At 67.0% G+C, this 13,006-nt stretch carries 6 protein-coding genes; all 6 read left to right on the forward strand.

The window, feature by feature from the left end:
• Positions 1 to 133 precede the first annotated feature (133 nt).
• Entirely contained in the window at positions 134 to 1,279 is a 1,146-nt protein-coding gene (locus CJ028_RS11105) for a serine/threonine-protein kinase (protein WP_105035307.1), read from the forward strand.
• On the forward strand, positions 1,279 to 7,281 hold the full coding sequence (locus CJ028_RS11110; protein WP_105035308.1) for an Ig-like domain-containing protein: 6,003 nt from the start codon (positions 1,279 to 1,281) through the stop codon (positions 7,279 to 7,281). The genes CJ028_RS11105 and CJ028_RS11110 overlap by 1 nt, the downstream gene beginning before the upstream one ends.
• A gap of 28 nt (positions 7,282 to 7,309) precedes the next feature.
• Positions 7,310 to 8,275 carry an AAA family ATPase gene (locus CJ028_RS11115; RefSeq protein ID WP_105035309.1) on the forward strand — a complete coding sequence of 322 codons (966 nt, stop codon included), beginning with the start codon at positions 7,310 to 7,312 and terminating at the stop codon, positions 8,273 to 8,275.
• Positions 8,272 to 9,660 (forward strand): DUF58 domain-containing protein, encoded by a 1,389-nt coding sequence (locus tag CJ028_RS11120; protein WP_105035310.1) that lies wholly within the window; start codon positions 8,272 to 8,274, stop codon positions 9,658 to 9,660. Before CJ028_RS11115 ends, CJ028_RS11120 begins: the two co-directional genes overlap by 4 nt.
• Positions 9,657 to 12,185, forward strand: coding sequence for a transglutaminase domain-containing protein (locus CJ028_RS11125; protein WP_105035311.1), 2,529 nt, complete (start codon positions 9,657 to 9,659; stop codon positions 12,183 to 12,185). Before CJ028_RS11120 ends, CJ028_RS11125 begins: the two co-directional genes overlap by 4 nt.
• Positions 12,186 to 13,006: DUF5684 domain-containing protein (locus CJ028_RS11130; RefSeq protein ID WP_240607207.1), on the forward strand; the 821-nt coding region annotated here is incomplete at its 3' end.

Below are 13,006 nucleotides of genomic sequence, written 5' to 3' on the forward strand. Positions count from 1 at the left end.
TTTTGGGGGTGTACCATTTGCCCCAGTGTGTGTCGGGGTCGAGTGTCAGAGTTAAGATTGAACCTGAGACCAGCTGCGTCTTTGCGAGTGAACACAAAGACACCACATAGGAACAATGCAGGTCGGGGGAGCAATGGGTAGACGGCTTCCCTCTGCTCCGCCCATTTTGTCGGGCTACACCTATGTACGCCCCCTCGGGACCGGTGGATTTGCCGACGTTTTTCTGTTCGAACAGAACATGCCCCGCCGTTCCGTGGCGGTCAAAGTGCTGCTTCAGGACATCGTCGACGCCGACGTACTGCGCTCCTTCAATGCCGAAGCAGACGTCATGGCCAGGCTCAGCTCGCATCCGTCTATTCTCACCGTGTACAACGCGAGCGTCTCGGCCGATGGCCGCCCGTACCTGGTGATGGAATTCTGCCCCGGCTCCTATTCGTCTCGGGAGCGCGCCCAGCCGTTGCCCGTAGCCACCGTGCTCAACATAGCCGTGCGCATCGCCTGCGCCCTCGAGACAGCGCATCGTTCCAAGGTGCTGCACCGCGACATCAAGCCGTCGAATATTCTCACCACGACCTTCGGCGGACCGGTACTCGGCGACTTCGGCATCGCCGCGTCGCTGGCCGGCGGTGCCCGCGACGAGCTGTTCGCCATGTCGCTGCCGTGGAGCGCCCCGGAGGTCGTCGACGAACGCACCACCGGTACGATAGCCACCGAGGTCTGGTCGTTCGGTGCCACGATCTATTCGCTTCTGGCCGAACGGGCGCCGTTCGAACTGCCCGCTGGCTCTAGTGGGTCGCGGGTTCAGCTGAAACAGCGCATTGGCCGTGCGAAATACACCAGCATTGGCCGAGCGGATGTTCCCGCCTCCTTCGAAAGCGCCCTCGCCCGCATGATGAGTCGCGACCCGGCGGCCCGCCAGGGGAGCATGCTCGAGTGTGCCCACGACCTGCAACGGGTGGAACGCGACCTCGGACTGCCCCTCACCGCGCTGGAGGTGGCCGACGAAGCGTGGGCATCCGCTGGTGCCCCGGTGGATTTTGACAACCACGAATCGCGTGGCGCCGTCATCTCCGATGTCATCATTCCCACGCTCCGCCCCGGGCCGAGGCGCGGCAATCGCCCCCCGGTCTCGCAAACCCGCGAGGGCACCCTGCCGGGTGATCGTGACACCGGGCGCAGCCGATTCACCCCGCTCACGCTGAGCCTGCTGCTGACGAGCGCCGTCGTCGTCGGGATCGGCGCCACCGTGGGCGTGCTCGTGATCACCGGGGTGCTCTGATGGCCGGAAAACGGGCTCGCCGCCGCCTGCCCGTGCTGTCAAAGGCCCGCCTCGGTGTCATCCGTATTGCCGCGGTCGCCGCAATCGGCGCGCTGCTGGCCACCGTTGCGATCGTCGTCGATGGTTTCGACGTGAAGCAGACGCCGGTGAATGCGAGTTCGATCTGGGCTTTGCAGAGCGGCGACGGCAACCGGTACGCTCGCGTCAACACCGACCTCGGCGAACTCGACACCGTGAAAACCGTGCCGGCGCCGAGCGAATTGGTGCAAACCGATTCCACCGTGCTGCTCTACGCGCAGAACAACGAAAAGGTCGTTGACGTGAGCCTCGCGGCGCCCATCGATCTCGGTGACGATGCCGGCGACTATGACAGCACACCGGCCGGCACCCGAACCGTCGTGTCGTCGGGCTCGTGGGTCGGTTATCTCACGAGCGCAGGAACGGTCTTCGCCGGCACCGTCGGGGCCGTGGAAGCACCCCGCGCGGTCAATCCTTACGCCGACGACGAGGTGGCCGAGGGCGATACCCCGCGGGTCTACCGCTCCGACGCCATCGCGATCACGCCGGACGGGGTGCTCTACAGCTACTCTAGCGAGGCCCAAAGCGTGCTGCGCTATTCCATCGCTGACGACAAGATGCGCAATAGTGACGACGTGACCGACGGTCCGGCCGAGCCCGGAAGTCAGCTGAGTGTCGTCGGCGAGCGCTGGGCGTTGCTCAGCGCGGCCGGTGACGAACTGTGGCTGGCCGGCCAAAACGCACCGATCCCGACCAACCTGAGCGAACTGGCCGTGCTGCAACGACCGAGCAGCACCGCCGACGACGTCCTCGTCGCCGACCAGACCGGCCTGGTCTCCTTCGCGCTCGCCGACGGGGCGCGCACCGAACTGGTCGGCGACTCCGAGACCGTGCTCGGCGCCCCCGCCGCGCCGACCCCTTTTAAAGGAGAACGCTACGCCGCCTGGCTGCCCGCCTCGGGCACCGGCGGCACCCTGTTCAGCGAGAGCGCCGGCGAATCCGCCCTCAGCTATGGCGCAGCAACTCCGACCGGCGACGCCGCCCCCGCCTTTCGCGCCAACGAATCGCTCATCATTCTCAACGACACCCAGAGCGGATGGGTGTGGACCATTCCGGACGGCGCCCTGGTCGCCAGTTCCCAGGACTGGACCCTAGCAGCCGCCGAAGAACCCCAGCGCCAGGACGACGTGGAGGAAGCCTCAGAGGTCGTCGAACCCAAGGCTCCCATTGCCGTACCGGATGCCTTCGGCGTGCGCATCGACCAGCTCGTCACCCTGCCGGTTCTGCTCAACGATCATGACGCCAACGACGATGTACTGAGCGTCGTGCCCGCCTCGGTCACCGGCCTCGACCCCGATTTCGGCACAGTTACCGTCACCGATCAGAACCAGGCTCTCGCCGTGCAGGTGGCCCCCGGCGCTCGCGGCTCCGCCACGTTCAACTACGCCATCACCGACGGTTCGCGCGCCGACGGCCTCGACTCCGCGTCGACCACGGTCACACTCACCGTGCACGGCGACGAGATCAATTCGGCCCCGGTCTGGTGCGGCACCGACGGGTGCCTGCAGGACTGGCCGAGCCCCGAGGTGCAGCCGGGCGGTACGGTGACCGTTCCGGTGCTGCCCGGCTGGGTCGATCCCGACGGCGATCCGATCTTCGTCGCATCCGCTCTGAACACCACCGCTATCGGCTCGGTCAGCGTGACGCCGGCCGGCGTGCTCGTCTACAAGCACCCGAACGCGGCCGAACAGGCCGCCCAGTCAGCCACGATTCTGGTGAGCGTCTCCGACATTCACGGTGCTTCGACCGAGAAGGTGCTCACGATCGTGGTCACGCCGACCCCGCGGCTCACCGTTGAACCCTTCGCACTGCTCGCCTCGGTGAACGAGCGCCTCACGGTGAACCCCGCCGAGTACATTTCGGGCGCCGCCGGGCTCTACCGCATCACGTCGGCGACGACCCCGTCGAGCGCCGAGGGCGGGGCCGTGAGCATCACCGCGAACGGTACCGCCTTCGACTTCTCCGCGACCGTCGTCGGTAACTACACGGTCAGCCTCACCATCGCCGACGACGTGAGCGAGGTCGTCTCGCTCGCGCGCATTTCGGTGGTGTCAGCGGATGCCCAGGCCCTCTCTACCTCCCCGGTGACGGTTTTCGTGCGGCCAAAGGCCGACACCAGCGTTGACGTTTTCACCGCCGTCTCCAACCCGGCCGGTCGGGTGCTGCTGCTTGGCGAAGCCATCCCCGAGACCGTTTTCGGCGCCTCGCTCAGCGTCGATGTCGTCGGGCAGAACATTCTGCGCGTGCGCGGCTCCACCGCCGATGAGCGGCCGGGCAAGCTCGGCACCGTGCGCTACACCGTGTCGGACGGCACCGAAAACCCGCTCTACACCGTGCGCGGTGAGGCCACCGTCTACCTGCTTCCAGCATCCGTTCCGCAGACGCCGATCGCCATGAACGACAGTGTCTCGGTGCGCGTTGGCGCGCAGATCGACATTCCGGTGCTCGCCAACGATGTGGCGCCCGACGGCAACATCGTGATGCTCAACGCCGAATCGGTGCAGAACCGCAGTGACCGTGGCCTCGCCTTCGCAGCCGGCGCCGAGCTGCGCTACCTCGCTCCCGAGGAACCCGGCAGCTACGAGCTGGCCTACAGCGTGTACACCGCTGGCTCGCCCGAACTCATCGACTCGGCCGTGGTCTCGGTCGAGGTACTCGCCGACGGTGAGAACACGGCGCCCCAGCCGCATACCCTCTACGGTCGGGTGCTGTCGGGGGAGACCATTGAGATTCCGTTTGACAGCTTCGGTACCGACCCCGACGGTGACACCGTCGTTCTCGACCGGGTACTCACCCAGCCGGCGCGCGGCACGGCGTCCCTGAATGCCACCGGCGATGCCATCGTCTACTCCAGCCCCCGCGACTATCACGGCGCCATCGAATTTCAGTACCGCGTACGCGACACTGCCGGAACCACCGGCGTGGCTCTCGTGCGCATCGGCGTGCTCGACCAGCGCTCCAACCCGAGCCCGATCACCTTCAGCGACTACGTCGAGGTGCAGGCAGGGCCCGACAACCAAGTCGTCGTTTTCCCCGCCGCCAACGACATCGAACCCGGCGGCGGCAGCCTGACCCTGAGCCTGGTCACCCCCGACGCGGCGGTTGGCACCGATGAGTATGACGCCCTGACTGAGCGCATCGACTCCGTCTCCGACGAACGAGTGGTGTTCACGGCCGGCGAAGAGCCTGGCCTGCACACCTTTGTCTACTCGGTGACCAACGCCAACGACGATGTCGGCCAAGGACTCATCGTGGTCAAGGTGGTGCGCACCTCGGTTCCCGACTACCCGGTGGTGATCGATACCACCCTGACCCTCGACGAACGTGACGGGTTCCCTACGGGCATCGACGTGGTCACCGACAAGGTCTCCTGGAACTCCGGGGATGTCTCCGATCTCACGCTGACCCTGTGGGGTAACCACCCGGGTCTCGAGGTGTCGGGCTGGAAGATTCGCGGCGACGTTCCCGATGAGGGGCTGCTCGCCCCGTTCGCCCTGACCGGACCGAATTTTCAGGGCATCGAAGTGACCACCTACGGGTTCCTGCGCATTCCGGCAAAGGATGCCATCATCATCGCGCTCAAAAAGGGTAACGTCGACCAGAACGTGCGGGAAGACGCCTCGGTCACCTTTGACCTGAAGAGCCTCGTGTCGATTCCCGCCGGGACCACGCTGGAACTGCAGCGCACCGGCATCCGTTCGTCGGGGGAGCGCGGCAACGCGACCTGCACCTTCGACTCCGGCACGGCGGTCACCTACACGGCCGGCTCCGATGCGCCCTGGACCGACTCCTGCACGGTGCCGGCCCGCATTGACGGACAAGAGGACTACACGCAGCTGGTCGTGCCCATCGTGGTCGAGCCGCTCGACCCCCAGCCGGAACTGCGCCCGGCGGCGCTGACCGAGAGCCCGGGAGCCGACGCCGTACGCTACGACCTCAGCCACATGGTCGAGTGGCAGGGCAAGGGCGACGTACCGGCGCTGACCTTCGCGATCGAGTTCTCCTCCGACCAGTTCACGGTCACTCAGGACGGCCCGATTCTCACGATCGGTGTCGCCGACAATGCCGTGGCCGGCCGCGAGGCAGCGGTCACGGTGAGCCTGTCGAGCCACCGCGAGGCGATTCCGGCGGTGCTCTCACTCAAGGTGGGCCCGGCACCGAGCGAACTGCCCAAGGGCGGCACCGTCGCGACGACCTGCACCCAGTCGTCGGGCTCCAGCTGCTCGATTGCGGTCGTCGGTACGCCCGGCGAGGTCAACCTGTACCGCGGCACGCCGCTCGAACTGGTCTCGGTCACCACCCCGAGCACCTGCGTCGGCGTGTCGTTCGAGGTCGAGAATTCCAAGAATGTTCGCGCCAGCTGGTCGGGGGACACCGCAGGCGGCGTGTGCGAGGCGAGTTTTGTGGTGCGCGACGCGCAGGGCAAGCTCAGCGCCGGCACCCGCAACGGGTCGATCACCGTGGACCTGCAGGGCTACCCGAAGGCGCCGAACGCCGTGGCCCAGATCGCCTACGACGACCTGTCGGTGACTCTCTCGGTGAGCCCCGGCGGCGCTAACGCGGCCTACCCGGCCCTCGAAGGCTTCAACCTGTACCGCAATGGCGCCCCGGTGGCCCGCTGCGACACGTCGGGCGACTGTGGCGACATCACGACGTCGGCGAACGGCGACAAGGCTCTCTACGAGGCCAAAGCCGTTAACTCGGTCGGCGAATCGCGGAGTGCGGTCAGTGTGACGGCCTGGTCCTATGACACGCCTGACATGGGCACACTCACTGCGGAGCCGGAGTACGACCCGGCCGTGACGTCTGAGACCATGGGTGCGGTCACCGTGACCATCGAGAACACCGACGATTCCACGAACCGATATCGCATCGCCGACGTGGTCATCGATGCCGCTGCCGGGCCGAAGACCGTCCACAAGCTGGCGCTCGGCGTGGGTGCGCAGACTGTTACGGTCACCCCCCTCAGCAGTTTCGAGCAGCCGGCAGGCAGCGGACCAACCGAGGAATCGAAGAATCAGACGGTGCTCGTGGCCGGACTGCCCCTGATCGCGTCGCCTGGATCACTGTCGGCTGACGACGGGTCGATCACTGCGTCCGGCACCAGCCCGAATGCGAACGCGAGCGCCCTCGCCGACGAGTGGCTGTACCTGGCGTCGGAGGCGGACTATGCAACCTGCACGCTGACCGGTGATGGTAACGGCCTGTTCTCGGCCGCAGTGAAGCAGTCGGACACCTCGACCATCACTCAGCTGACGAAACACAGAAAGTACTACGTGACGGTCTGCTACTCCAACGGCTACGGCTTGGCCATGGCACAGCTCGCGCCGATCACCACCTGGGTGCAGCCCTCCGCTCCGGGCAACGGCTCGTACACCTATGGCATGGCGACGCCGGCCAATGGAAAGTATCTGCTCACGACGCCCACCTCGTCGGCCGCCGTTCCCGATGATTTCGTGGTCAGCTGGGAGGACTACAACGAGACCGACGGCTCAAAAGTGTTCGGTGCCGATCCCGGTATCAAGGTGCGGTACTGCACCGACAACGATGACTCGCTCTGCAGCGACTGGTCGGCGGTAACGGCGGCCGATGCCGGTAAGGCGTGGCAAGTCGAGTACGGGGTCACCGCGCTCACCAACACGGGGTGCGTCATCGGCGGCACCCTCAAGGTCGCAGTAGACGCCACCGCGGTCGGACTCGCCGAGGGCACTGTGACCAGCGCCCAGTACGACGTGTCCGACGGAAACGGCAGCCGTACGTGGGCTTCCCGCGACGGAGCAGCGGTTCCCGCCGACGCGACCGAGACCAGAAACGTGAACTGGACCATCACCTGGACCGCTCCGGAAACCAAAAACCTCCCTTCCGTCTCCGGCACCCTGGCCGGTCCCATGAACTGTGTCGCAGCGCCCGCGCCCACGACCTAAATTTCGCCACACTGAAAGAGCCACACACATGACAATCACCACGGAGCAGTCAGACTGGTTTTCCGCGACCTTCACGATGATGGTCGACAACGTCGAGCAGGTCGTTCTCGGCAAGCGCCACGTGATCGAACTCGCCTTCACCGCGATGGTCAGCGAGGGCCACCTGCTGCTCGAGGACTACCCGGGCACCGGCAAGACCTCGCTGGCCCGCGCCATGTCGCAGACCGTGCAGGGAGTCTCCACTCGTATTCAGTTCACGCCTGACCTGTTGCCGGGCGACGTGACCGGCATCACCGTCTACGACCAGAAGACCGGCGAGTTCGAGTTTCACAGCGGACCGATCTTCGCCAACGTTGTGCTCGCCGACGAGATCAACCGGGCCAGCCCGAAGACCCAGTCGGCGCTGCTCGAAGCGATGGAGGAGGGCAACGTCACCATCGACGGCGTCACCCGCTCTACCGGTGTGCCGTTCCTCGTCATCGCCACCCAGAACCCGATCGAGCAGGCCGGCACCTACCGGCTGCCCGAAGCGCAGCTCGACCGGTTCATGATGAAGGCGTCACTCGGTTATCCCGACCTCGCCTCGACCATCCGCATTCTCGAGGGCACCGCCGACGTGCGCCACGAACTGGCCCCGGTGATCACCCCGCAGGCGCTCGTGAGCATGAGTGACATCGCGCGCTCAGTGTTCGTGAACCCCCTTGTCTACGACTACATCGGCCGTCTGGTCGAGGCCACCCGGGATGCCCGCCAGGTGCGCATGGGCGTCAGTGTGCGTGGCGCCCGCGCCCTCACCAAGGCCGCCAAAACCTGGGCCGTCGCCCACGGCCGCACTTTCGTCACCCCCGACGACGTCAAGGCCCTCGCCGACCAGGTGCTCGCGCACCGCATGGTGCTCGACCCAGAGGCCGAGTTCGACGGCGTCACCGCGAGCGCCGTCATCGGCCAGATTCTGCTCGACGTTGTACCGCCCAGTCGGAGCGACCTGGCGTGAGCTTCCACACCGAATCGCGGCGCTCCCAGACCTCAAATCTGACGCGAACCAGCACCCAGACCAGGTCTGCAACGCACACCCGGTACAGCACGACGCGCACGAACCAGTCAACCACGTTGACCCTCGTGGGCGTCGTCGTGCTCTGGATGCGGGTTTCGCGAATTGTGCGAATCGGTGCGCGGGCATCCGTCGAGTGGGTGGGCGAAACGGTCACGCCGGCTGGCTGGGTCGTCGTCGCCACGGCGATCGTGCTGCTGCCGCTCGGCCTCGTTTTCGGCTGGACCGAACTGATCGTGACCGGCTGTGTGGCGGTCGCCCTCATACTCATTTCCCTGCCCTTTCTGGCCGGCGGCCGCGCCTACAGCGTCGACTTCGTGCTGCCGGTCGACCGGGTGGTGGCTGGCTCCGAGGTGCTCGGCACCCTCACCGTCACCAACGTGTCCAAACGGCTCGAGCTGCCGGGTCGCGTCGATGTTCCCATTGGCAAAGGCCTGGCGGATGTCTACGTGCCGCTCCTGCGAAGCGGCCAGATTCACGAAGAGCACGTTCGCGTGCCCGCATACCGCCGCGGCGTCATCGACGTTGGCCCGGTCACGACCGTGCGCAGCGACCCGCTCGGTGTGCTCGGACGGGAAGTGGCTTGGGCCGACGTCAACCGCCTGTTCGTGCATCCGGTGACCGTGTCGATTCCGAGCACGAGCGCCGGGTTCGTGCGCGACCTCGAGGGTAACCCCACGAGCGACATCGTTGACTCTGACATCTCCTTTCACGCCATTCGCGAGTACGCCCCGGGTGACGGGCAGCGGCACATTCACTGGAAGTCCACCGCGAAGACCGGCAAGCTCATGGTGCGCCAGTTCGAAGAAAGCCGCCGTTCCCGCCTGGCCATCGTGTTGAGCCTCAACGCCGCCGAATACGCCTCCGAGGAGGAGTTCGAGATGGCGGTCAGTGCCGCCGGTTCGCTCGGCGTGCGCGCCATTCGCGACGGCCGCGACCTGGCCGTGGTGGCGAGCGAGGAGATTCCCGATATCGTGCGGAAGAGCATCCGTTCGGTGCGCAGCCTGAGCGTCGTGTCGACGCGCACCCTGCTCGACGACCTCACCGCCATTGAAACCAGCCCGCACGCGATGTACGTCGAAGATGTCTGCGTGCTCGCCGCGCAGGTGGTGCCCGATATTTCCATCGCGTTCGTGGTCTGCGGTTCGGCCATGACCGCTCGGCGTCTGCAGGCTCTCACCCTCAAATTTGCCGGCAACGTGCAGGTCGTCGCCGTATTGTGCAACCCCAACGAACAGCCGAGCTTTCGCGACCTGGCCGGCACGAGCGTGCTGACCATCGGTGTGCTCGACGACTTTCGCTCGCTGCTGAGCCGACGAGCCGCATGAGCGCGCCGGCCCGGGTGATCAACGCCCTGTTCATCGTCGCGATGATGCTCGTTGCCGTGTGGGCGGCCTGGCCGATCTACCAGGACGTGAGCTACCTGATCATGGCGGCCGGAGCGATTCTCACCGGCCTGGTTCTGGCCTGGCTCGGTGCCCGCCGTGGCTGGAGCTGGTTCACCGTGCTGCTGACCGTGCTCGGCGCCTACCTGCTGCTCGGCGTTCCGCTCGCGGTACCGGCCGCCATGACGAGCCTGCCGGGCGTTCTCGGCGGGCTGCTCGACCTGGTGACCGCCACGGTGTTCAGCTGGAAAGAACTCGTCACCATCCAAGTGCCGGTCGGCTCCTATCAGTCGCTGCTCGCCCCCGCCTTTCTGCTGTTTCTTTGCGGCACCACCGCGGCGCTGTCGCTGGCTTGGCGTGGCGGCCGGCTCGTGGCCCTGGCCGTGCCGCTGATCTTTGCCGTGCAACTGTTTGGCCTCGTCTTCGGGTCGAGTGCCGTGAGCGTTCCGCTGACTCTTTTTGGTGTGAGCGTGCCGGCGCCACGCGAAAGCCTGATCGGCCTGGCCGCCCTGCTGCTCGCCTTCGGCTTTCTGGCCTGGCGCACCCACCTGGCTCGCAGCGAGGCGCTCGACCTGGCTGCCCGAACGACCGGGGTTCGGCGCACTCCCGGCGGCCTCGGCGGTCGCCTGCGCCGGGCCATTCTCGCCGGTGGAGTGCTCGTGCTGGCCATCGGCCTCACGCTCGGCGGGCTCTCCGCAGTTGCGGCGACGCCGGCCCGTGAGGTGCTGCGCAGTAGCATCGACCCCGCCGTCGAACTGCGCGAATACGTCAGCCCGCTCAGCCAGTACCGCAGTTACTTCAGCGCCGAGCAGTATGACGCCGAGTTGTTCACGGTCACCGGCCCGGCCGTCGACGACGGCACCGACTCGCACGTGCGTCTCGCCGTGCTCAGCTACTACGACGGTGAAGTCTTTCGGGTCGTCGACCCGTCAGTGGGCGAGAGCGATCAGGCCACCGCCTTCGCCCGGGTGCCGCACTCGCGCGGGGCGAGCAGCGACAGCGTCACGACCCGGTTCGACATTGCCGGGTACACCGGCGTTTGGATGCCGGGGGCCGGCACGCTGTCGAGCATCCGCTTTGCCGGTGATCGCGCGGCTGACCTGAGTGACGGTTTCTTCTATAACGCGGGGACGGCATCCGGAATTCAACTCAAAGCCCTCGAGCGCGGCGACCGCTATACGATCGTCTCCGCCCCGCAAGCGGATGCGACGGACCTGGCCGGTCTCGCCCGCCCGGCCGACGACGCGGTCGATGAAACGCTCATTCCGCAGAGCCTGGTTGACTGGGTCGACGCCCAAGCCGTCACGCGCGATGGCACGGGCCTGGCCGAACTCGTCACCCGCCTGCGCGAACGCGGCTACCTCAGCCACGCCCTGACTGTGCCAGCGGTGGATTCCTGGACCGCCGACCTCGGCGACTACCAGTTCTCGCCGAGCCTCTCCGGGCACTCGGTCGCCCGCATCGACGCGCTCTTCACTGCACTGCTGGAAAAGCAGAACAGCACCACCGCCACCGAGAACTCCCAGCTCGTCGCCGCAATTGGCGACGACGAACAGTTCGCCGTCGCCACCGCGCTGCTCGCCCGCCACCTCGGGTTTAAGTCCCGGGTGGTACTGGGCTTCACTCTCGGAACTGGCGTTGATTCGGGCGCGCCCGGCGCCTGTCCCGCCGGTGTCTGCTCGGGCCAGAACCTCGCCGCTTGGGTGGAAGTGGCCAGCGGCGGCGGCTGGATCACCGTGGACGCGACCCCGCAGTTTCAGAACCCGCTGGCACCCGTCGACGACACGACGCGCGATCCGCAGTACAACACCGAGGTCATCGCACCGGAAGCCACCGAGCAGCGCGCCCCGGAAGCCAACCCGACCAGCGGAGAAGACCAGCAGGAGCAGGAGCCGGTCACCGGCACCGACCTGGCCTGGCTGTTCGCGATCCTCAAGGTCGGCGGCATCAGCCTGGCCGCGCTGCTCGCAATCAGCACGCCGTTCCTGGTCATCCTCGCCGCCAAAGTCAAGCGTCGACGTGACCGGGCCCGCGCGGCCGACGTGTCGGCGCGGTTCGCGGGCGGCTGGGACGAATACATCGACGCCGCCGTCGACCGCGGTTTCACCGACCAGGGCAGCATGACCCGGGTCGAGATCGCCTCGCACTACGAATCGGTCGGTGGGGCGCGGCTTGCGACCCTCGCCGACCGGGCCGTCTTCGGACCGGTGCCACCGCAGATCGACGAGAGCGACGCCTTTTGGGCGCTCGTCACGGCCGAACGCACCGGCCTCGCCGCGAACGGCACCCGGCGGCAACGCCTGCGCGCAGCCCTCTCGCTGCGTTCCTTTTCTCGACTGGCGGATGCCCGCCAACTATTCACTTTTCGCCGACGCTCGGCTCGTTACGACGTCACCACCGTTCGCCCGAACCGGCGCGACACCAGCAGATTGGGGGAGCGGCCGCCGATCAGCGGCCGCGAAGCATAAATGGATGAATCATCTGGAGCGGCGATAGCCGTAATTGTGGTGGCCGTGCTGCTCGGCCTCGGCCTGTATGTGTTCTCGTCGATCGCCCTCGGCAAGGTCTTCCTGAAACTCGGCGAGCAGGCCTGGAAGGCCTGGGTGCCGATCGTCAACACCATCACCCTGTTTGAGCTCGGCCGGTATTCGGCCCTGTGGGTGATTGGCATGTTCATTCCGGCCGCGAACCTGGTGGCCCTCGTCGTCTTCATCATGGCGGTCAACAACGTCAACCGACGTCTGGGGCACGGCGGCGGGTTCACCCTGCTCTACCTGGTCTCGTTTCCCATCTGGGCCGGCGTTCTCGGGTTCGGAAAGTCCGGCGACACCGGTTGGATGCCGGGCATGGCCGCGACCGGGTACGTACCGTTCGCCCCGGTGACCCCGCTGTCCATGACGCCGGCACCGCCGACGGCGCCCGCGACGGTCGGCCACAACGCCGCGCCAGTTTCGCTGGCATCCATGCCCCCAGCGCCCCCCGCGCCAGCCGCTCAGTTTGCCGGACCGCCACTGCCGCCGGCCCCGCCCGCAGCGTTCTTGGCGACCGCCCCGCCAGCCCCGCCAGCCCAGCCAGCCCAGCCAGCCCAGCCAGCCCAGCCAGCCCAGCCAGCACCAGTAGCGCCGCACGGTCTGCCGACCAGCCCGCCGCCGTTCTACGTGAGCGCGCCGCCGGCATTCTCCGCACCGCCCGCACCGCCGGCCCCGCCGGTGCATTCGGCTTCGCCCGTTCTGCCGGCCCCGCCCGCCCCGCCCGTTCTGTCCGCCCCGCCTGCCCCGCCCGTTCTGCC

The organism is Cryobacterium aureum (genome assembly GCF_002954245.1).
GTDB classification, from domain to species: domain Bacteria; phylum Actinomycetota; class Actinomycetes; order Actinomycetales; family Microbacteriaceae; genus Cryobacterium; species Cryobacterium aureum.

Excerpts from the sequence above, each read along its gene's own strand:
- CJ028_RS11115 (WP_105035309.1), top strand. The coding sequence starts at position 7,310 with ATGACAATCACCACGGAGCAGTCAGACTGGTTTTCCGCGACCTTCACG.
- CJ028_RS11105 (WP_105035307.1), top strand. The coding sequence starts at position 134 with ATGGGTAGACGGCTTCCCTCTGCTCCGCCCATTTTGTCGGGCTACACC.
- CJ028_RS11125 (WP_105035311.1), top strand. The coding sequence starts at position 9,657 with ATGAGCGCGCCGGCCCGGGTGATCAACGCCCTGTTCATCGTCGCGATG.
- CJ028_RS11110 (WP_105035308.1), top strand. The coding sequence starts at position 1,279 with ATGGCCGGAAAACGGGCTCGCCGCCGCCTGCCCGTGCTGTCAAAGGCC.